Source organism: Mucilaginibacter sp. (genome assembly GCF_039925265.1).
Classification (GTDB): Bacteria; Bacteroidota; Bacteroidia; order Sphingobacteriales; family Sphingobacteriaceae; genus Mucilaginibacter.
The window spans coordinates 22,536-42,466 of sequence record NZ_JBDSZG010000031.1 but is presented as its reverse complement, the minus strand read 5'-3'; the positions used below and the strand labels follow the sequence as shown (position 1 = coordinate 42,466).

The 19,931-nt window shown below is 45.6% G+C and carries 20 protein-coding genes; 11 read left to right on the top strand and 9 right to left on the bottom strand.

What is annotated here, in order from left to right:
• Positions 1 to 46: 46 nt before the first annotated feature.
• On the bottom strand, positions 47 to 2,890 hold the full coding sequence (locus ABIX36_RS14280) for an outer membrane beta-barrel protein (RefSeq protein ID WP_348082838.1): 2,844 nt from the start codon (positions 2,888 to 2,890) through the stop codon (positions 47 to 49).
• 259 nt (positions 2,891 to 3,149) lie between these two features.
• On the opposite strand from ABIX36_RS14280, the gene ABIX36_RS14275 reads away from it, so the two are divergent.
• From ABIX36_RS14275 to galB, 6 genes are all read left to right on the top strand, one after another.
• The gene (locus tag ABIX36_RS14275) at positions 3,150 to 4,229 is read left to right on the top strand and encodes a histidine kinase (RefSeq protein ID WP_348082837.1); all 1,080 of its coding nucleotides are present in this window, start codon (positions 3,150 to 3,152) and stop codon (positions 4,227 to 4,229) included.
• A gap of 6 nt (positions 4,230 to 4,235) precedes the next feature.
• On the top strand, positions 4,236 to 5,012 hold the full coding sequence (locus tag ABIX36_RS14270; RefSeq protein ID WP_348082836.1) for a LytTR family DNA-binding domain-containing protein: 777 nt from the start codon (positions 4,236 to 4,238) through the stop codon (positions 5,010 to 5,012).
• Positions 5,013 to 5,063: 51 nt separating this feature from the next.
• On the top strand, positions 5,064 to 5,456 hold the full coding sequence (locus ABIX36_RS14265) for a hypothetical protein (RefSeq protein ID WP_348082835.1): 393 nt from the start codon (positions 5,064 to 5,066) through the stop codon (positions 5,454 to 5,456).
• Between the two features lie 384 nt (positions 5,457 to 5,840).
• Complete coding sequence (locus tag ABIX36_RS14260) at positions 5,841 to 6,113, top strand: hypothetical protein (RefSeq protein ID WP_348082834.1); 273 nt, start codon at positions 5,841 to 5,843, stop codon at positions 6,111 to 6,113.
• Between the two features lie 194 nt (positions 6,114 to 6,307).
• Positions 6,308 to 6,706 (top strand): DoxX family membrane protein, encoded by a 399-nt coding sequence (locus ABIX36_RS14255; protein WP_348082833.1) that lies wholly within the window; start codon positions 6,308 to 6,310, stop codon positions 6,704 to 6,706.
• Positions 6,707 to 6,742: 36 nt separating this feature from the next.
• Positions 6,743 to 9,193, top strand: a complete 2,451-nt coding sequence (gene galB / locus ABIX36_RS14250; RefSeq protein ID WP_348082832.1) for a beta-galactosidase GalB — start codon at positions 6,743 to 6,745, stop codon at positions 9,191 to 9,193.
• A 205-nt stretch (positions 9,194 to 9,398) separates the two neighbouring features.
• Here the strand turns inward: galB and ABIX36_RS14245 are convergent, their stop codons facing one another.
• Positions 9,399 to 10,472, bottom strand: coding sequence for an Ldh family oxidoreductase (locus ABIX36_RS14245; protein ID WP_348082831.1), 1,074 nt, complete (start codon positions 10,470 to 10,472; stop codon positions 9,399 to 9,401).
• A 173-nt stretch (positions 10,473 to 10,645) separates the two neighbouring features.
• On the opposite strand from ABIX36_RS14245, the gene ABIX36_RS14240 reads away from it, so the two are divergent.
• Entirely contained in the window at positions 10,646 to 11,167 is a 522-nt protein-coding gene (locus ABIX36_RS14240) for a hypothetical protein (RefSeq protein ID WP_348082830.1), read from the top strand.
• 110 nt (positions 11,168 to 11,277) lie between these two features.
• A complete protein-coding gene (locus ABIX36_RS14235; protein WP_348082829.1) occupies positions 11,278 to 11,865 on the top strand; it encodes an outer membrane beta-barrel protein in 588 nt (195 codons plus the stop codon).
• 54 nt (positions 11,866 to 11,919) lie between these two features.
• Here ABIX36_RS14235 and bshC read toward each other — a convergent pair whose 3' ends face one another.
• From bshC to ABIX36_RS14200, 7 genes are all read right to left on the bottom strand, one after another.
• The gene (gene bshC / locus ABIX36_RS14230) at positions 11,920 to 13,530 is read right to left on the bottom strand and encodes a bacillithiol biosynthesis cysteine-adding enzyme BshC (RefSeq protein WP_348082828.1); all 1,611 of its coding nucleotides are present in this window, start codon (positions 13,528 to 13,530) and stop codon (positions 11,920 to 11,922) included.
• Between the two features lie 122 nt (positions 13,531 to 13,652).
• Positions 13,653 to 14,987 carry a 30S ribosomal protein S12 methylthiotransferase RimO gene (rimO, locus tag ABIX36_RS14225; RefSeq protein WP_348082827.1) on the bottom strand — a complete coding sequence of 445 codons (1,335 nt, stop codon included), beginning with the start codon at positions 14,985 to 14,987 and terminating at the stop codon, positions 13,653 to 13,655.
• 114 nt (positions 14,988 to 15,101) lie between these two features.
• Positions 15,102 to 16,067, bottom strand: coding sequence for a signal recognition particle-docking protein FtsY (ftsY, locus tag ABIX36_RS14220; RefSeq protein WP_348082826.1), 966 nt, complete (start codon positions 16,065 to 16,067; stop codon positions 15,102 to 15,104).
• Between the two features lie 177 nt (positions 16,068 to 16,244).
• The gene (locus tag ABIX36_RS14215) at positions 16,245 to 16,403 is read right to left on the bottom strand and encodes a DUF4295 domain-containing protein (protein WP_128536210.1); all 159 of its coding nucleotides are present in this window, start codon (positions 16,401 to 16,403) and stop codon (positions 16,245 to 16,247) included.
• A 102-nt stretch (positions 16,404 to 16,505) separates the two neighbouring features.
• Positions 16,506 to 16,688, bottom strand: a complete 183-nt coding sequence (gene rpmG / locus ABIX36_RS14210) for a 50S ribosomal protein L33 (RefSeq protein ID WP_067063463.1) — start codon at positions 16,686 to 16,688, stop codon at positions 16,506 to 16,508.
• Between the two features lie 105 nt (positions 16,689 to 16,793).
• The gene (rpmB, locus tag ABIX36_RS14205; protein ID WP_067187494.1) at positions 16,794 to 17,027 is read right to left on the bottom strand and encodes a 50S ribosomal protein L28; all 234 of its coding nucleotides are present in this window, start codon (positions 17,025 to 17,027) and stop codon (positions 16,794 to 16,796) included.
• A 95-nt stretch (positions 17,028 to 17,122) separates the two neighbouring features.
• Complete coding sequence (locus tag ABIX36_RS14200) at positions 17,123 to 17,332, bottom strand: hypothetical protein (RefSeq protein WP_348082825.1); 210 nt, start codon at positions 17,330 to 17,332, stop codon at positions 17,123 to 17,125.
• Between the two features lie 139 nt (positions 17,333 to 17,471).
• Here ABIX36_RS14200 and acs point away from each other — a divergent pair, with 139 nt between their 5' ends.
• The 3 genes from acs to ABIX36_RS14185 all read left to right on the top strand — a co-directional run bounded on the left by acs (position 17,472) and on the right by ABIX36_RS14185 (position 19,916).
• Positions 17,472 to 19,373: an acetate--CoA ligase gene (gene acs / locus ABIX36_RS14195; RefSeq protein ID WP_348082824.1), complete on the top strand. Its 1,902-nt coding sequence runs from the start codon at positions 17,472 to 17,474 to the stop codon at positions 19,371 to 19,373.
• 73 nt (positions 19,374 to 19,446) lie between these two features.
• Complete coding sequence (locus ABIX36_RS14190) at positions 19,447 to 19,644, top strand: hypothetical protein (RefSeq protein ID WP_348082823.1); 198 nt, start codon at positions 19,447 to 19,449, stop codon at positions 19,642 to 19,644.
• Positions 19,644 to 19,916, top strand: coding sequence for a type II toxin-antitoxin system RelE/ParE family toxin (locus ABIX36_RS14185; RefSeq protein ID WP_348082822.1), 273 nt, complete (start codon positions 19,644 to 19,646; stop codon positions 19,914 to 19,916). Before ABIX36_RS14190 ends, ABIX36_RS14185 begins: the two co-directional genes overlap by 1 nt.
• Positions 19,917 to 19,931 lie beyond the last annotated feature (15 nt).

Sequence of the window (19,931 nt, the reverse complement as noted above, 5' to 3'; positions counted from 1 at the left end):
AGGTGCCTCCTCGTATTTGAATATAGAACAGATCAGTAAAAAGCTGTTATTGGCCGCCAAAGCCGCCTGGACCACCCGGACCGGGACCACCCATGCCTGGTCCACCGGGACCTCCACCCGGGCCACCCGGACCGTTTGGCCTTGCACCTGCAAATTTGGATAGCCTTAGCGTAAACGTTACCAAAAAGTAACGGCCCAGTTTGTTGGCATTGGTTTGGGTAACGTAGCTGCCATTGCTAGTTGTAGTGTAGCCCGTGTTCTCGTTAAACACATCGTTCACCGCGAAGCGTAAGGTGCCTACATTGCCCTTTAAAAACCTGCGTTCCACATAAGTATTCAGGATGTTTGGGTTGGTTGCACCCTGGTAACCGTAATACAGTTGCTTGCTAAAATCGTAGCTCAGCGTCCAGTCTTTAAAGAAGTAGTTCTTGCCGTTCAAGCCCAGGGTTAACGTGCTGAATTTGGTGTTCACGTTGGCCGCGCTGAGCGTATTGGTGGTGCGGTTAATAGCGTAGGTAGTATTTGCCTCCGCATCTATAATATCGGCAACATTCACCCTAAACCTTACGCCCTGCGATAATACCAGGTTTTTGGCGATGTTTTTTTCTATCGATAAACCATCCTGGCCAAAGCCGCCTATGTAGGAAATATTGTTGTTGTAGTTGGCATTACCCTGAAAAAACAGGTTGTACTTGCGCTTTGCCCATGGCTTGGCAAACACATAAAAGGCGTTTGCCGCGTAATAACCATCTGCATTTTGGTACGTGGTTAAAATGGAACCCGCCAGGTTAGGGTCAGCTTCGGTTAAAGGATAATTGATAGTTGTAGATACAATTTTGTTATTGCTTTGTGTGAACGACAAGTTACTGAAGAACACATTGCCCGTTGCAAAATCGAACTTGTTATAACGGATAGATAACACATTGTTAAACTCCGGTTTCAGATCGGGATTACCCTTTACCGGATACGATGCGTTAGAGTAATCGGTAACGGGCTGCAGCTGTGTGTAAGTTGGCTGCTGGCTGGTGCCGTTGTAGTTAATACTAAGCGACTGGCTCCGGCTGAAGTTATAAATAAACCTGGCGGTTGGTGCCACGTTAAACTCCGTTTTGCGGTTAACCGCGAAGCCCGGCGAGTTGCCTTCCAGTATAGATGGCTGCGCTACCACACCCAATGTGTAGTTATATTTTTTATCGATAAACCTAAAGTTTAACCCAAAGCGATTAGTGGTAAAGGTGTAATCGTAGCTATTGGTAAGCAGTGGGTCGTTATTACGTAAACCGCCTGTGGTTAAGGTATCGGTGTTCCGGTCGGCATTAGTAGTTTGGTACTTGTAGCCGTAAGTAAATTCCAGGTATGATTTTTTGGCCAATGGCTCCAGATAGGACAGATTCACGCCAACACTATCGGTACGGCTTGTGGTATTGATGAGCTGGTTGGCAGGTGCATTTTGGGTGGTACCCGGCGCATACACATAAATAGGGTTTTGATATTGATCGATATGGTACGAACCTGCGCCAACATTTACGCTAAAGTTACGCCCCTTTTTTGCAAAGCGGTGGTTGTACAGCACATTGGCCCCAAAGTTTGGCGCGGTTGAATGCAGGTACGAGTTAAAGGTATAATCTGATATGGTTTGCGTAGCGTTTAACAGCTGGTTGGCCGCGTTTTGGTCGGTAGTGATAGCGCTAAAAGCAAATGAAGGTGTTATTTTTAAGTAGTTAACTGTATCGGGCTTATACTCTATATTAAAGTTAAAACGGTGGTTAAGGTTACTGGTTTCCTGCACGCTGCTTTGGTTGTTGGTGCTGGGGTTATTTATGGATATATTGTTTTGTATAGTAGTGCTGGTGGTATTAACCGTGTTGTTGGCAAAGCTGTAGCTACCGTACACGGTTGTTTTTTTGCTCCAGCTATCGCGATAGTTAAAGCCTAAGCTGCGCGCTGTAGTAATACCGTTTGCCGCGTTTGCGTTACCACCCGGGCCACCACCACGCGGGCCGCCACCACCTCCCGGAGGGCCGCCAAAGCTGAAAAGGTTGGTATTGGTATTATTTAAGTTCCCCAAAACGGCTAATTGCCTGTCGCCATCAAACCTAAACAGGTTGGCTTGTGCTACATAGCGGCCGCTTTCTGTAGCATTTGGCAGTATATCCTGCCCGCCGCCTACGCTGGCCTGGCCAAAGTAGCCGTAGTTTTTGCTGGGTTTTATGTTGATGTTCAATATTTTTTCGGGTTCGCCGGTTTTTATACCGGTGATGTTGGCCTGGTCGCCGTAATCATCAATCACCTGGATGCTTTGCACCACGTCGGCAGGCAGATTTTTGGTAGCCGTTTTTACGTCGCCCCCAAAGAAGTCTTTTCCGTTTACACGGATCTTGGTAACGCTTTTACCCTGCGCGGTAATGTTGCCATCTTTATCTACATCTACACCGGGTAGCTTCTTTATCACATCTTCTACCGGGGCACCATCGCGCACTTTGTACGCGGCGGCGTTAAATTCTACAGTGTCTTCCTTCAACTTTACCGCGTTTACATCGGTAATGGTTACTACGCCCAGCATCCGTGTATCGCTTTTCAGCACGATAGGTAGCAGGGTGAAGGGAGTGGTTTTATTATCGAGGGTGAACCTGCGCTTAATAGGCTGGTACCCCATAGATACCACCACCAAACTAAACTGGTTTACGGTAACGTTATGAAAAACAAAACCGCCGTTTGCATCGGTAATAATAGCGCTGCTATCTTTATCGGTAACTATTTTTACGGTGGTACCGGGGAGAGTAACACCGGTACTGTCTTTTACAATGCCTTTAACATCCCTGCCTGTTTGGGCAAAAGCGTTTACGCTGAGCAGTAAAGCGAGGGCAACAAATAAGTATTTAAGTTTCATATATTTTTTGATGATGCACAAAACAATAGTTTTATATCAACCTAAAAAAACATGATAGACAGGTGAGGGCAATGTGTAGACGGAAGCCCCTTTTTAACCGATAAAAAGACCGCGAACCCGAAAAGCTGCAAAACTGCCTTTTTAACGGCAAGTTTTAAGCCTTCGTCGGTAAATGTGTGCCACCTGTAGATTTTGGTTGGGGATATAGCGCAGGGATGTGTAATATTGTAACATCCTGTTTACAAACCCATTAAAGTAAATGATACTTCAACGTTTAAAAAGCTCATTCGGCAGCATAGTTATCCAGATCTTGATATGGATAGTGCTGGGCAACATCCTGCTGTTTTATCAGCCTTTCCTGAGAGATATAGAAGTACCTTACCAGTTTTGGATGAAGCAAACGGTGGTATTCGCCATGCTTATAGGTGCCTATTATTTAAACGCCTATGTGCTGGTACCTGCCTTTTTGCTAAAAAAACGTAACGGCATTTATTTTCTCTTGCTAACCGCCATCATTATAGCCATTGTATTTTTAACCGGCTTTGCCGACAGGTTCTTTAACATCCGCGAATTGCTGGAGGAAGCGTTCCACAAGCATGGCCCGGCTTTAAAAAAGGGCGGCCCCGGCAGGCGTGGCTACTTCGATACGTTTACCATCACCATCACCTCGCTGGTATTGGGCATCAGCACCAGCGTGGCCACTGTGCAAAGCTGGCAAAAGAACAAAACGCTGCAAAAGGAGATGGAAGCCGATAAAATCAGTTCGGAGCTATCCTTTCTTAAAGCACAAATAAACCCGCATTTCTTTTTCAATACGCTTAATAACATCTACGCGCTCACTTTAATAAATGTTGAAACATCGCGCACGGCGCTGCACCAGCTCTCGCGCATGATGCGTTATGTGCTGTACGATACTCAAAACAGCACCGCCCTGCTAAGCCAGGAAATTGCCTTTATAAAAGACTATATCAGCCTGATGCAGTTGCGCCTTACTGATAAAGTAACGGTAGATTATGCATCGCCGAGCCCCTTAAAAGAGCACCCGGTGGCACCTATGTTGTTTTTGCCCTTTGTAGAGAACGCCTTTAAACACGGCGTAAGCGATACCCTGCCCAGTACCATTGAAGTCCGCGTTACGCAGGAAGAGAACCAGGTGAAACTGCACGTGCAAAACAGTATTTATAAAAAACAAGGTGCCGACCTGGAGGACAATAAAGGCATAGGCCTGGCCAATACCATCCGCCGGCTGGATCTGCTTTACCCCGGCAAACATATTTTGGAAGTGAATAACGATTTGGAAACGAATGTTTATACCGTTAACTTAACACTTTCCTTATAAACCAACATGACTGTAAACTGCATTGCCGTTGATGATGAGCCGCTTGCCCTTGGCCTGGTTTGCGCCTTTATTGAGCAAACCCCGTTTTTAAACCTCGTGGGTAAATACGGCAGCGCCGTGGAAGCATTAGGAGGATTGCAGCAGCATAAGGTGGACCTGATATTTTTAGACATCCAGATGCCCAACCTCAACGGCATCGAACTTGCCCGCGTACTGGATAGCCGCGGCCCCGCAAAACCCCGCATTATCTTCACCACCGCCTACAACCAGTTTGCGTTGGAAGGTTATCGGGTTGATGCATTGGATTACCTGCTGAAACCGTTTAATTACGAAGAGTTTCTGCATGCCGCCAACAAAGCATTGGCTTATACCGAATTGGTGCAGAAATCGAATAACCCTACACCTGCCATCGCCGCCGCCCCCGCAGCAGAACCAGCGCCGGTAGTGGTAGAGCGGGTGGAAGACGATTATCTCTTTATCAAAGTAGAATACCAGTTGGTTCGCATCGCGTTAAGCGATATATTGTATTTGGAAAGTCTGAAGGATTACGTAAAAGTATTCCTCAAAAATTCTGACAAGGCTATCCTTACCCTCAGCAGCCTGAAGGCGCTGGAAGAAAAACTACCTGCCAAACGGTTTATGCGCGTGCACCGCTCGTACATCGTATCGCTGGATAAGATCAACTCCATCACCCGCAACGCCATGCAGATTGGGAAGATCAACATTACCGTAGGGGATCAGTATAAGGATGCGTTTAACGCGTTTTTGAGTAGGTGGGTGTAGGGGTGGCGTGGATAACACCGACCAAAGGCTGAATGCGCAATAATTTATAAAATGGGAATAATTGAGAGTAACGGAATATACTTCGTCAATCACGTATTGCACGGTTATGTCCATAAGTATGGTTCTTCCAGAAATGGTGATGTAGATATTGAGCATTTAAATTTCTTTAAAAACGCCGATACTCTATCAGAGATAATATCAGATGTCGGTAAGGCTTTGGCCGGAGAATTTGATTTAATAAATGATCCGGATCTCACCAATAATATCGCCATTGCGGAGATCACGCCTACCGAAATAGTTTATTATGACTGTTATGGGAAGGATATTATAGCAAAAAGTTCTTTAGAAGATTTTAAAGAAAAGGCTATTGCCTGGAGATTGTTTTTACAAACGCCGCCTTTTAACGGCAGTAGGGTTAGATGGTGGAAAAGGCCTTGGAAATAAGTAACCTGCCCTGCCCATCCAGACGTCCACGCCTGGATGCAACCATTTGCCCACTGGTCGAAGTTTATAACTTCGTCCTACATTGACTTAAGCTTTCAGCTTAAGCGTATTAAAACTGGTAACAAATAGCTATATGCATATCGAAAGCTGAAAGCTTTGATCATCTTAGGTCGAAGTTTAGCGCAGCATAACTTCGACCAGTGTTGCGAATAATCATCTCCTACAAACAACGATATTATCCTTATGAATAACCGTTTATATTATTTAGTGCTAATCCTTATGTTAACCTTAGAAGCTTGTAATCAAGCTGAAAACTATCAGGACGCGCATTTTGTATTAAAGGATAAAAGGCCTTTCATTAAGTTACGGGGTAAACGAAATCTCATGTCGCATGATTTCGTTTCACTATTCAACAATAAAACCTACGAAGACAGCGTATTGATTCCCGTTCCATCTACAGGTGATAAAAGGATTCCGGGACGGGAGATTGTTTTTGATAATGGTTATAATAAGTATTCGTATGACGGGTACGTACTAATAAAGGGTAAAAAACTATCAATTAATTTCTACTATTCCGAAAAAGGCGATAAAACGGAGAAAAAATATTTTTATGTATGGAATGGAGACTATGTGTTGCATCGTGGTTCAACAAAATAGATGCGTTAAAGTTCCGCCCATGCTGACTAAATAAATGTAAGCGTAGACACTTAAAAATTCACACCGTCAAGTGTGGACCCCTGACCGGGCGGTACCTTTGTATAAGCTCGGTTTTCCCACCGTCCAGTTTAACTTCCTTATAATTATCTGTTTATAAATAATTATATTTGGTAAACCCCATAACCCTCACCATCATGAAAACTGCAGTATCAATCGCCCGCGTTGTACTCGGGATAGTTTTTTTGGCTTTCGGCCTCGATTTTTTCCTCCATTTTATAAGCGGAATTGTACGTTTCCCCGGCTTAGACAGGAAGGCCGACAATTATTTAACCGCCCTTACTCACGCTGAATATTTTTTCCCCTGCTTAAAAGTGCTGGAGATCCTCTGCGGGCTGGGCCTGCTCATCAACCGTTTTACCGCTTTGTTTTTGATCATGCTGTTCCCTATCACCTTTAATATATTTTTGTTCGATATTTTCCTGGGGCCGCAACTGCTGCTGCTTGGCGGGGTTTTAATAGCCCTCAATATATTCCTGCTGGTAGCCTACCGTAAAAATTATCAAGGCTTGTTTGCTGTACATCCAACACTATAATTGTATGTTTGACATATAAACAAATTTTTGTTGATAATGCTTAATGTAAACTACTCTTTTACAAATACCAGCCGTGTGTTTGTATTGTTACTGTTGTGTTTAGGTTTTACCCGCGCCGCTGATGCCCAAACCGGCCGCAGTGTCGCCGATTTTGATAAAGGCTGGAAATTCCATTTAGGAGATGTGAAGGATGCGGATAAGGCATCTGCCCCGGATAAGAACTGGCGCACGCTCAACCTCCCACACGATTGGAGCATTGAAGGGACTTTCAGCAAAGATAACCCGGCCTCGCCCGAGGGCGGAGCGCTGCCGGGCGGTATTGGCTGGTACCGCAAAACGTTTACCGTACCGCTGGCATCAAAAAGCAAACAGGTTTACATCGATTTCGACGGCGTTTACCAACATAGTGATGTTTGGGTGAACGGCCATCATTTGGGTTTCAGGCCCAACGGGTATATCTCCTTCAGGTACGAACTAACAAAATATCTGAACTTTGGCGGCGTGAATGTGATAGCTGTTAAAATAAATAATTCCGAGCAGCCCAATTCGCGCTGGTACTCGGGCAGCGGTATTTACAGGAATGTTTGGTTGGTGACGACCAACCCAATAGCGATTGACCATTGGGGGACTTACGTAACTACACCGGCTGTAAGTGCTAATTCGGCAACGATTGCCCTGCAGGTAAAAGTTAAGCATAACCTTGCCAACTTTAAGCCATACACTATCCAGGTGCGCGTTTTAGACGCCGCGAATAAAGTGGTGGCTGTTGGCGGTTCAATTCCATCAAACCCTCAACTGGCAGATTCTGTGGCCACGCTGAATAATTCGTTTAAAGTTAAAAATCCGCATTTATGGTCGATTGAATCGCCTTATTTATACAAGGTGGTAACCACAATTTTGGTAGACAAGGTAATAGTAGATACCTACACCACTCCCCTCGGCATCCGCTCATTTGAATTTGATGCCGATAAGGGTTTTATCCTGAATGGCAAATCAGTAAAGATCCTTGGCGTTTGCGATCACCATGACCTGGGCAGCCTTGGTTCGGCAGTTAACACTCGTGCTTTGGAAAGGCAGTTACAGATACTGAAAGGTATGGGCGTAAACGGGATTCGCACCTCACACAACCCGCCCGCACCCGAACTATTGGATCTTGCCGACAAGATGGGCTTCATTGTAATGGATGAGGCTTTTGACATGTGGAAGATGAAGAAAACCAAGTACGATTACCACCTGTTTTGGGACGAATGGCACGTACGCGATCTGCAGGACCAGATCCTGCGCGACCGTAATCACCCATCGGTTTTCATCTGGAGCATTGGTAACGAAATTGGCGAACAATACAGCCGCACCGATACCACAGGTCGCGTAATAGCGCGCGAACTGGCAGGCATTGTGCGTAGTCTAGATAACCGCCCAATCACTGCCGCCAATAACGACCCCGAGCCGGGCAGCAACATCATCGCCTCGGGCGCGCTGGATATCATCGGTTACAACTACCATCATCAGGATTACGACTCGTTCCACAAGCGTTACCCGGGCAAGAAATTCATCAGTACGGAATCTACTTCTGCGCTGGAAACCCGCGGAAGCTACGATATGCCATCAGATAGCATTCGCCGCTGGCCCATCGCCTGGGATAAGCCTTTTACCACCGGCAACAAAGATAATAGCGTATCGGCTTACGATAACGTTTCGGCACCGTGGGGCAGCACGCACGAGGAGACCTGGAAAGTGGTGAAGAAAAACCCGATGCTTTCGGGTATGTACATCTGGACTGGCTTTGATTACCTTGGCGAGCCTACGCCTTACAGCTGGCCATCGCGCAGTTCCTATTTCGGGGTGATAGACCTGGCGGGTTTCCCCAAGGATGTTTACTACATGTACCAAAGCGAATGGACCAACAAAACCGTACTGCATATCTTCCCGCATTGGAACTGGGAAGCCGGTAAAACGGTAGATGTTTGGGCATACTACAATAATGCCGACGAGGTGGAACTATACCTCAACGGAAAATCGGTAGGCATCAAAAAGAAAACCGGCGACGACCTGCACGTAATGTGGCGCTTAAAATACCAGCCGGGCACCCTGAAAGCAGTTTCCCGGAAGAACGGAAAGGTAGTACTTACCAAGGTGATCAACACCGCCGGTGCCCCTGCCAAAATTGAGTTAACAGCTGATAGAAGCAATATCAAGGCTGATGGAAAAGACCTGTCGTTTATCACGGTTAGGATCCTGGATAAAGCCGGCAACGTAGTACCTAATGCCGATAATTTGGTGAAGTTTAAAATAACCGGCCCGGCCACCATAGCCAGCGTAGATAACGGCGATCCTGTAAGTCACGACCCATTTAAAGCGGATTATCGCAAAGCGTTCCACGGCTTGGCATTAGCGATAGTGCAGGGTAAGGAAATGGCGGGAAGCGTAACGTTCACCGCGACATCTGAGGGTTTGGCACCTGCAACGCTGGTGTTGAAGACAAAGTAGCAGATTTACAGATTTGACAACTTTAAAAAGTTGTCAAATCTAAATACTAATAATAAACTTGTCATCTCTCGATGAGCAGCGGGCAGGCAAGCTTGGGAGGGCGAAGAGAGAACTTGTACGCCACGCGGCCGTTTATGCACTGGCGCAAAAAGCAGGGCGTATAAGATATCTCGTCGCTACGCTTCCCTCGATATGACAATCGGTGTTATAAAGGCTTTACCCCCAGCTTCAATGCCAGCTCATTTAAATCTTTCGCAACGGCATCTACTAAGGGGATGCCGTTTTGCATTCTCTCCAGTTCAGCTTCCAGTTCGGGTTCGCCGGGGATGATGACGTGTTGGGTTGGGTCCACTGTGGATGCCGACTTAAAGCGCCGGATCCAATTATCCATATCCGCCTTAAACTCATCTGCCGGGCGGAAACCATCCACCCGCATAGCGCCTAAAAAGTGTCCTATACCTTTACCGGGTGGGTTTACCGGCGGCTCTAAAAACGATACAAAAGGCGGCACCCATGGCCCGTAATTGGCACCGGACAACACGCCCGATAATATATCCACCGTAGCACTCAGTCCGAAACCTTTGTGGCTGCCGTGCTCGCGGTCGCTGCCAAGGGGGAGGAGAGCGCCGCCAGATTTGAGGGCGTGCGGGTCGGTAGTGAACTGGCCCCGCTGGTTTTGGATCCAGCCTTCGGGCACCTGCTTGCCGCTGCGCTGAGCAATTTCCAGCTTGCCGTTGGCGGCTGCCGAGGTGGCCATATCTACCACAACCGGCGGGTATTTCCCTGCGGGGAAGGCGTAACACATGGGGTTAGTACCCAGCAGGCGCTCGTTGGAAAAAGTTGGCGCAACCAGCGGGCTGGCGTTGGTCATGGCGAAGCCGATCATATCCTGCTCTACAGCCATTAGTGCATGGTAGCCCGCAATGCCAAAATGGTTAGAGTTACGCACCGATACCCAACCCGAGCCATACGTTTTGGCTTTTTCTATCGCCACCTGCATGGCAAAGGGTGCAACCACCAAACCCAGCCCCGCATCGCCGTCAACCGTGGCGGTGGTGGCTGTTTCGTGCACTATCTTAATATCCGGCGTGGCGTTGATGCGCTGTTTTTCCCAAAGGCGAATATAGCCGCTCAGGCGGGCCACCCCGTGCGAATCTATCCCACGCAGGTCTGATTTTAAAAGCACATCGGCGGCCAGCACAGCATGCGCCTCGCTGCAGCCCATGGACAGGAAAATGTTTTGGGTGAAAGTTCTCAGTTCGGGTTCGGATACCAGCATAGCGCAAATATACATTTTAGGGGTGTACCATTTAGATACGGTACATGATGGGACAGCGTGGTGCAAGCGCCGTAGCAGTTAAATTTTTACACCCACCGTTAAAAATATTGCTTTATTTGCGTACCTTCGCGGCGTTCTAAAAACAAGTAAATCAACAAATTAAATTAAAAACAATGCCTAAACACTTACGCATCACCAGGTCTATTAAAGCTATTGTGCTTTTTGCTGTTGCTTTTGCAACTTTAACTGTTAGCTCCTGCTCAAAGGACTCTGACAACACACCCGCCAACACTATTTCTGCTAAAGTGGATGGTACTGCTACCGTTTTCAATAGCAATGCCTTTGCGGTAACAGGTACATCTGGCAGTGTTTCTTTTACAGCTATACAGGGTACTGCCGCCAATGGCACAAGTATCTCTGTAACTATAAATGGCAGCCCGGTAGCAGGTAAAACTTATAGCAACACCGCCGCTTCTGACGACGATAAGCCACTTGTATTATTTAATACAAAGGACGACAATACCTTTATTAACGATGATGATGCAGCCAGCCAGGTAACCGTTACCATTTCCAGCGCATCTGCTACAAGAATATCCGGCACTTTTAGCGGTGGCCTTACTGTGTTTTCTACCGGTACCGGCGGCGTCAAAAAAGTGATTAGCGAAGGTAAATTTGATGTTAGCATCGTTCACTAATAAAACAATATTCAGATAACAGAAAATGCCGGTTTATGCCGGCATTTTCTGTTTAATATTTTGCTTCCGCTACAGCGGGATATTTTAATATCTTTAGGGAAATAATAGCCGTGAAGAAAGCGTTACTTACCTTTTGTCTTATTTTGTTTACTGCCATTACATTTGCTCAAACTGTTAAATTTGGTTTAAAGGCAGGCCTTAATTTATCTAAGCAAACACTTACAGGAGCATTTACAATAGAAAGCGAAAATTTGACGGGTTTTCATGCGGGTGGAATTATGGATATTCGCTTCGCTAATTTTTCAATACAAACTGGCTTGCTTTTTTCTACTAAAGGAGAGCGGCTGGTAACTCAGCAGGTGGATATTAACCAGCAGTATGCGGGTACGTCTACCGTTACTGTTAAACTAAACTACCTGGAACTCCCGGTAAATTTGCTTTATAAGCAGCATTTTACAGGAAGTACTCTTGGTTATTTAGGCGGCGGCCCTTACATAGGGTATGGTATATCGGGCACTGCATCGGGTAATGGCAGCAGTAGCAAACTGAATTTCGGAAACAACAATGCCCCCAATCCCGCTAACTATAAAAATCCCGATTATGGTATTAATTTTATCGGTGGGGTGGAGATCAATAATGTGATTATAGGTGTTAATTACGGCCTGGGCTACGTAACTTATCTTACGGGCAAGGTGTGACACTAAACAATAAAGTATTGGGCGTTTCTTTGGGGTATTTGTTTAATTGAGTTTCTACTCCGTCAGCACCGTAAACTTAAAATCCAGGGGCTCAAAATTGCGGATGAGTTCGTCAATGAAAAGCTGGCCCCATTTTACATAGCTGAGTCCGAAGTTTTCCTGGCGCTCTTGTAAACTATTTTTTGGGAAGAGATCGTCTTTAATGTGTTCAATCTGTTCCAGGCGGGTTTGATAATTGCGTTTTTCGGCTTTTACCAGTTTTTTCTGGAAGTTATCCATCGCGTGTTTTAGCCTGGCCTGTACGGCGGCGGCGGATGGCGCAAGAGTAGGGTCGATCTTGTGCGAGCGAAGTTTTATCTTCTCGAAAGCGCGTTCCATTTCGCGCCATTCTTCGGCAAGGGTAAGGTCGTGGCTGCTATGTTTTTTTACCCAGCTATTTTTTATCTCGTCGGCGCTTTTAAAAATATCGGCAGGGGCAAGCTCCATGCTTTTTATTTTGGCAGCGGTTTCCTTGCGGATAACCAGGCCGGAATTACGCAGTACCAGTATCGGGAAATCTACGCCGTAAAAATCAAAATTAGATTTTAGTTCCAGCCAGTAAACTATTTCGGCACCGCCACCAATGTAGGCGATATTGGGCAAAATACATTCCTGGTACAACGGACGCATGACTACGTTTGGGCTAAAACGCTCGGGGGCGGTAGCAATCTCCTGTTTCAGTTCTTCCTCTGTAAAAGTTATTTCGGTATTGTTAACGCTGTAGTGGCCATCCTCAAAAACAAGGCGTTCGCGCAGCTGATCCTTCAGGTAAAAAAAGTTGATCTCCCGTGGGTTCACCTGGATGTGTACACCCAGGTTTTGCAGTTTTTCGTTAACAGCGATGATATTTTTAAAGCTGTTTTGCTCAATAATATCCCGCTCAATAATGGGGGCGAAGGATTGTTTAAGGCGATGGTCATCGGCATCGATGATCACCAGGCCGTACCGGCCGAAGAGCGCATTTACTAAATAGCGGGTAGCATCGGCCAGTTTATCAAAGGCGGTGTAAGCGGTTTCTACCATTTCGCCAAGCTCGTGAGAGTGGCCGTCGATACCCAAAACACCTTTGTACTGATTGAGCGCCTGGCGCATGGTATCGGGGTTGATACGGCCGGTTGCGCCGGACGCTTCGTACCACCAATGCACTTTTTTGCCACCGATGTTGGTGTAGTTGATCTCGGCGAAATCGTGGTCTTCCGATGCCATCCAGTAAACGGGCACAAAATCTTTATCCGGATGCGCCTCTTTCAATTCGCGGCAAAGTTTGATAGCGGTTACTATCTTATAGATAAAGTACAGCGGACCGGTAAATATATTCAGCTGGTGCCCGGTGGTAATGGTGTAAGTATCGGGCGAAGCAAGCAGGTTGATTTTTTGGCGGATAAAATCGGCAGATTCTAATTCGGGAGTGCCTTTTTTGGAGTTTTTAAAGTACTGTTCGGTTAGCACTTCCACCAATAGCTCACGATTGGCAATTACTTTTTTGTGTTCGAAGAGTTCGGCGAAGCCTTTTAGCGTGGGGCGGTGACTGTAAAATGATCTCAACTCGGGCACATCGTCCAGGTAGTCGATAACGGTTTGGGAAAAGTATCCCGTTTCTTTATAGTCAATACAGGCAGCGTCCATAGTATTTCGAATGTCGGATTTTCAATTTCGAATTTAGTAAAACCTAAATCCCTGCTATCCAATCAGGATGCCGAATTTAGATTTTAAAATTCTAAATCAAACATCGTGCTGCCAAAATCGGGTTATTTTACAATTTGTCCATAAAGGTCAAAGTCCTCCGCAGTATTGATCTTTACGTTTACAAAGCTGCCAACGGCTGCATAATCAATGCTGGCATCAATCAATACTTCGTTATCCACCTCGGGCGAATCGTATTCGGTACGGCCAACAAAGTAGCCGCCGTCTTTCTTATCAATCAGCACTTTGTAGGTATTGCCTATTTTCTCCTGGTTTTTTTCCCAGCTGATACCCTGCTGAATTTCCATAATGGCGTCGGCACGTTCCTGTTTCACTTCTTCGGGCACATCATCCACCAAAGAGTGGGCATGTGTTTTTTCCTCGTGCGAGTAAGTGAAGCAACCCAGGCGGTCGAACTTGGTATCGGCAACCCATTGCTGCATTTCTTCAAAATCGCGCTCAGTTTCGCCGGGGTAACCGGTGATGAGGGTGGTACGCATGGCGATGTTCGGCACGCGGTCGCGGATCTCGTTCACCACATCGATGGTTTTTTGCTTGGTTAAACCACGGCGCATCGATTTCAGCATATTATCAGTAATGTGCTGCAACGGCATATCCAGGTATTTGCAAATGTTGTCGCGCTCGTTCATTACATCTAAAACTTCCATCGGGAAGCCTGCGGGGTAGGCGTATTGCATACGGATCCATTCCACGCCGTTCACGTCGCTCAGGCGGCGCAGTAATTCATCAAGGTTACGTTTTCCGTACAGATCAAGCCCGTAATAGGTAAGGTCCTGTGCTATCAGGATCAGTTCTTTTGTGCCGTTCTTTACCAGGTTCTCGGCGTTCTTTACCAGCTGGTCAATAGGTGTGCTTACGTGCTTGCCGCGCATCAAAGGGATAGCGCAGAACGAGCAGGGGCGGTTACAGCCTTCGGCAATTTTGAAATAAGCAAAATGAGAGGGGGTTGTTAACAGGCGCTCGCCAATTAATTCGTGGCGGTAATCGGCACCAATATTGGTGAGGATATTTTGCAGATCGTTGGTGCCGAAATAAGCATCAACATTAGTGATCTCGGCTTCCAGCTCGGGCTTGTACCGCTCGCTAAGGCAACCAGTTACAATTACTTTGCCTACCTTGCCTTGCTCTTTCAGCTCGCTGTATTGCAGGATGGTATCGATAGATTCCTGCTTGGCGTTATCAATAAAGCCACAGGTATTGATCACGATGATATCATTGTTACGCAGCTTTTCGGCCTCGTGCACCACATCATAGGCGTTGCCTTTCAGCTGGCCCATCAGTACTTCGCTATCGTAAATATTTTTTGAACAGCCTAAAGTAACCACGTTTACACGGGGTTTAGCGGTTAGTATCGGCTTGCTTATTGTTTTTGTCCTCATTGTTATTCTTTTTTCACCGAAGAAGTCTCACCTAAATCCTCTCCAAAGGAGAGGACTTCAAAGCTTCTCAAAACACTCTCCTTTGGAGAGGGCAGGAGAGGCTCCGGATATGTTTTATGATTTAAACAGGCTGTTAACGAACGCTGTCCTGTCAAACAACTGTAAATGCTCCACACCTTCGCCTACACCTATGTATTTTACGGGGATCTTAAACTGATCCGAGATTCCTATCACTACGCCGCCTTTCGCGGTGCCATCCAGCTTGGTTAAAGCTAATGCGTTAACTGCTGTAGCTTCGGTAAACTGTTTGCACTGCTCAATGGCGTTTTGCCCGGTTGATGCATCCAGTACCAGCAGTATCTCATGCGGCGCGCCGGGGATCACCTTTTGCATTACGTTCTTGATCTTGGTGAGCTCGTTCATCAGGCCTACCTTGTTATGTAAACGACCGGCGGTATCAATAATTGCCACATCGTCGCCGTTTGATACTGCCGAACGGAGGGTATCATAAGCCACAGAAGCAGGGTCGCTGCCCATGGCTTGTGCTACAACCTTTACGCCAACGCGCTCGCCCCAGAGCTTTATCTGGTCTACCGCCGCAGCGCGGAAGGTGTCCGCAGCGCCAAGCACTACCTGGTTACCGGCTTGTTTTAGTTTATGGGCCAGCTTGCCAATTGTGGTGGTTTTGCCCACGCCATTTACGCCAACCACCATAATCACATAAGGCTTATGGTTGCCGTATTCAAAATTCTGGAAATCGTTGCTGTTGTTTTCGGCCAGGAGTTGCTGGATCTCGTCCTTCAGCATATTGTTAAGTTCGCTGGTACCTACGTATTTATCGCGGGCAACGCGGGCCTGTATGCGGTCGATAATTTTGAGGGTGGTGGTAACACCAACATCAGAGGTTACGAGTACCTCTTCTAAATCATCCAGCACATCATCATCAACGGTAGATTTACCGGCAACAACCTTGGTTAATTTTGAAAAGAAATTGTCCTTGGTTTTTTCCAGCCCGGTATCAAGCGCCTGCTGTTCCTGCTGCGTGCTTTCTTTTTTCTTAAAAAAATCAAATAATCCCATAAGCCTCACCTAAATCCTCTCCAAAGGAGAGGACTTCATTAAAAGTTATTTAAGTAAATCAGCTGCCTCTTTAACTCCCTCTCCTTTGGAGAGGGTTGGGGTGAGGCTCAAAAAGAAAAAGCCCTCTCGTAAGATACAAGACGGCTTTCAATATTTTAACAAAAGTTTTACCAGGTATTATTTACCTGCAATTGCATCCTTAACGCCATCGTTAGGTACAATTTGCTCTTTAAATGAGTAAGCACCGGTACGTGGTGATTTAGTCATTGTAATAACTTTTGAATATTCTTTGCCTTTACCTGCTACTTTCAGCGTTGCAACTACTTTCTTTGCCATGTCTTTTTGTTGTTATACGTATTACGTTGTAAGTAGTACGTGTATTATAAACTAATTAGCTATAAGTTGAATGCGTTAAACGTAAAACGTTCAACGTATAACCTATTTAATTTCTTTGTGAACTGTTACTTTACGTAATACCGGGTTGAATTTTTTCATCTCCAAACGCTCGGTTGTGTTCTTTTTGTTTTTGGTGGTAATGTAGCGAGACATACCCGGCATGCCGCTGGTTTTATGCTCTGTGCATTCTAATATTACCTGAACCCTGTTGCCTTTCTTAGCCATTTTCTTATCTTGTTAAACGTAATACGTAATACGTTTTACGTTGATTATTGCTTGATGATTGTTATAGTGGAAACGTAAAACGTATGACGTTAAACCTATAACCTACTAAATAGAACCTTTTTTTACAAACTTGTTGATACAAGCGGTAATACCCAGTTTGCTGATAGTTTTAACAGCAGAAGTAGATACTTTTAAAGTGATCCATTTATCTTCTTCGGGGATGTAAAACTTTTTCAGCTGTAAGTTTGGATAGAACTTACGTTTGGTTTTGGCGTTCGAGTTTGATACGCTGTTACCGTTCATGTAGCCTTTTCCTGTTAGATCACAAATTCTTGACATGACAAATATTTTTTTTAATTCTCGCTCTTCTCCTAAAAAGAGTTTGCAAATATCAGGTTTTTAAAGCAAATAGGCAATAGTGATTTGCAAAATATTTAAAATTCTTTTTTCGTTGTCGAAAAGAGGGTTTTAACATGCTTAAACGCCGTAATCCGTGCTATTTTATTTAGATATAGATGAATAGCCATTATGGCTATTATGCTAAAAAAGAATGCCAAAGAAAGTTTTACTCCAGTAACCATAAAAATTACTGGGCCGACAATAATACTAAGCGGGAAATATATTTCTAAAAAATATTTTTTCATTATATAAATGTATAATTAATTAGTGATGATATTGCTGTAAATTGAGAAATAGTACTTTTTAAAATATTTTAAAAAGCCTTAAATTTATTATCCGCTTAACACAAAAATTGCTAATTTACGCCACCATTTATACATCACTATGCAAGTTAAGTCGTTTGAAGAATACCAGCAGGCCTACAGCCTGAGTGTGGAACAGCCCGAGCAATTTTGGGAAGGCATTGCCAATAATTTTTTATGGAAAAAGAAGTGGGATAAGGTTTTAGACTGGAACTTTAAAGAACCAAAAATAAAGTGGTTCGAGGGTGCCAAACTAAATATTACCGAGAACTGCCTCGACCGCCACCTGGAACATAACGGCGATACCACTGCCATCATCTGGGAACCGAACGACCCAACTGAACATCACCGTATTATTACCTATAAACAACTGCACGAAAAGGTGTGCCAGTTTGCCAACGTATTAAAAAACAACGGTGCCAAAAAAGGCGATCGCATTTGTATTTACATGCCCATGGTGCCCGAGTTGGCCATCGCCGTTTTGGCTTGTGCCCGTATCGGTGCTATCCACTCGGTGGTATTTGGCGGCTTTTCGGCGCAATCCATTGCCGATAGGATAAAGGATGCAGAGTGTAATATAGTGATAACTGCCGATGGCGGTTTCCGCGGAACAAAGGAAGTGCCTTTGAAAAACATTATTGATGATGCGCTGGTGCAATGCCCCTCCATAAAAAAGGTGATTGTTTTAACGCGCAGCCGCATGCCGGTATCTATGATAAAGGGGCGCGATGTTTGGTGGGAAGATGAAGTTAAAAAAGTGGAGACCCAGGGTAACCCTGATTGCCCGGCAGAGGAAATGGATGCCGAGGATATGCTGTTCATCCTGTATACTTCCGGTTCTACAGGCAAGCCGAAGGGGGTGGTACATACCTGCGGCGGTTATATGGTTTATACCGGCTACACGTTTAGCAATGCTTTCCAGTACCAGCCGGGCGAGGTTTATTTTTGTACGGCAGATATCGGTTGGATCACCGGTCACTCGTACATTGCTTACGGTCCGCTTACCCAGTGCGCCACATCGGTAATGTTTGAGGGGATCCCAACCTTCCCTAATGCTGGTCGCCTTTGGGATATCGTAGAGAAATTTAAGGTTAACATATTATATACGGCTCCAACCGCTATCCGCTCGCTGATGAGCTTTGGCGATGATGTGGTGAAAGGCCGCGATTTTAGCTCGCTTAAAAAACTGGGGTCGGTAGGCGAGCCGATAAACGAGGAAGCATGGCACTGGTTCGACGAAAAGATTGGCCAAGGCAAATGCCCTATTGTAGACACCTGGTGGCAAACCGAAACCGGTGGCTTTATGATATCGCCAATTGCCGGCGTTACGCCTACTAAACCGGGTTATGCAACCCTGCCACTGCCTGGCGTGCAACCGGTACTGGTAGATGAAAACGGAAAAGTGATAGAAGGCAACGGCGTAAGCGGTAACCTTTGCATCAAATTCCCATGGCCGGGGATGCTGCGCACCACTTATGGCGACCATGAACGCTGCCGCACCACCTACTTTGCCACTTACGAGAATTTATATTTTACCGGCGACGGCTGCCTGCGCGATGAGGACGGCTACTACCGGATAACCGGTAGGGTAGATGATGTGCTGAACGTATCGGGTCACCGTATTGGAACTGCCGAGGTGGAGAACGCCATTAACATGCACAGCACCGTAGTAGAAAGCGCCGTAGTAGGTTACCCGCACGACATTAAAGGACAGGGTGTTTACGCCTTTGTGGTATGCCCCAACCAGCACGGCGACCCTGAACTGACCCGGAAAGATATTATGATGACGGTAGCCCGCATCATTGGCGCTATTGCCAAGCCGGATAAAATTCAGTTTGTAACCGGCCTGCCAAAAACACGCTCGGGCAAAATTATGCGGAGGATCTTGCGCAAGATAGCTGAAGGTGATACTGCTAATCTCGGCGATACGTCTACTTTGTTGGATCCGGCTGTGGTGGAGGAGATAAAGGCGGGGGCGTTGTAGAACGAGGGAGCGTGATTTTTACTTTTGTGCGGAGATGCTTTTTTCTTAAATAAGAATATCTTAAATTTGATATATGGAACTTGTGTTGAAAAACGTGCAAAAAAAACATTTGCCTCTAATCTCGGAGTTAGCTAAGACCCTTAAAATCGAATTGTCGGAACCTGCCGAAGATGACAAATACTATTTAACCGCGATGGAAGAGGGGCGCAAATCTCCCCTGTTGGATGAGCAGGAAAAATTAGATTTTATTGCCTCGTTGAAATCTAAATAATGCAATTAAATATCCGGTCGGCTTTTACAAAGGACGCCAAAAAATTGTCGGACATTTTAAAGCAGGACGTTGCGGATGCAATTCATCAAATAATCAACGCTGAAAAACTGGCAGATATTCATAACGTAAAGTTGCTGAAAGGTGGTAAGAAAGCAAAGAATGCTTACCGAATGCGTATTAAAGATCATCGTATTTGTTTTTATTTTGAAAATCAAACGGTCGAATTGGTGAGGATATTACCAAGAAAAGATGTTTATAAAGTGTTTCCATAGCGCAGAAAGTCAACC

Excerpts from the sequence above, each read along its gene's own strand:
- ABIX36_RS14280 (WP_348082838.1), bottom strand. The coding sequence starts at position 2,890 with ATGAAACTTAAATACTTATTTGTTGCCCTCGCTTTACTGCTCAGCGTA.
- ABIX36_RS14275 (WP_348082837.1), top strand. The coding sequence starts at position 3,150 with ATGATACTTCAACGTTTAAAAAGCTCATTCGGCAGCATAGTTATCCAG.
- ABIX36_RS14270 (WP_348082836.1), top strand. The coding sequence starts at position 4,236 with ATGACTGTAAACTGCATTGCCGTTGATGATGAGCCGCTTGCCCTTGGC.
- ABIX36_RS14265 (WP_348082835.1), top strand. The coding sequence starts at position 5,064 with ATGGGAATAATTGAGAGTAACGGAATATACTTCGTCAATCACGTATTG.
- ABIX36_RS14260 (WP_348082834.1), top strand. The coding sequence starts at position 5,841 with ATGTCGCATGATTTCGTTTCACTATTCAACAATAAAACCTACGAAGAC.
- ABIX36_RS14255 (WP_348082833.1), top strand. The coding sequence starts at position 6,308 with ATGAAAACTGCAGTATCAATCGCCCGCGTTGTACTCGGGATAGTTTTT.
- galB (WP_348082832.1), top strand. The coding sequence starts at position 6,743 with ATGCTTAATGTAAACTACTCTTTTACAAATACCAGCCGTGTGTTTGTA.
- ABIX36_RS14245 (WP_348082831.1), bottom strand. The coding sequence starts at position 10,472 with ATGCTGGTATCCGAACCCGAACTGAGAACTTTCACCCAAAACATTTTC.
- ABIX36_RS14240 (WP_348082830.1), top strand. The coding sequence starts at position 10,646 with ATGCCTAAACACTTACGCATCACCAGGTCTATTAAAGCTATTGTGCTT.
- bshC (WP_348082828.1), bottom strand. The coding sequence starts at position 13,530 with ATGGACGCTGCCTGTATTGACTATAAAGAAACGGGATACTTTTCCCAA.
- rimO (WP_348082827.1), bottom strand. The coding sequence starts at position 14,987 with ATGAGGACAAAAACAATAAGCAAGCCGATACTAACCGCTAAACCCCGT.
- ftsY (WP_348082826.1), bottom strand. The coding sequence starts at position 16,067 with ATGGGATTATTTGATTTTTTTAAGAAAAAAGAAAGCACGCAGCAGGAA.
- ABIX36_RS14215 (WP_128536210.1), bottom strand. The coding sequence starts at position 16,403 with ATGGCAAAGAAAGTAGTTGCAACGCTGAAAGTAGCAGGTAAAGGCAAA.
- rpmG (WP_067063463.1), bottom strand. The coding sequence starts at position 16,688 with ATGGCTAAGAAAGGCAACAGGGTTCAGGTAATATTAGAATGCACAGAG.
- rpmB (WP_067187494.1), bottom strand. The coding sequence starts at position 17,027 with ATGTCAAGAATTTGTGATCTAACAGGAAAAGGCTACATGAACGGTAAC.
- ABIX36_RS14200 (WP_348082825.1), bottom strand. The coding sequence starts at position 17,332 with ATGAAAAAATATTTTTTAGAAATATATTTCCCGCTTAGTATTATTGTC.
- acs (WP_348082824.1), top strand. The coding sequence starts at position 17,472 with ATGCAAGTTAAGTCGTTTGAAGAATACCAGCAGGCCTACAGCCTGAGT.
- ABIX36_RS14190 (WP_348082823.1), top strand. The coding sequence starts at position 19,447 with ATGGAACTTGTGTTGAAAAACGTGCAAAAAAAACATTTGCCTCTAATC.
- ABIX36_RS14185 (WP_348082822.1), top strand. The coding sequence starts at position 19,644 with ATGCAATTAAATATCCGGTCGGCTTTTACAAAGGACGCCAAAAAATTG.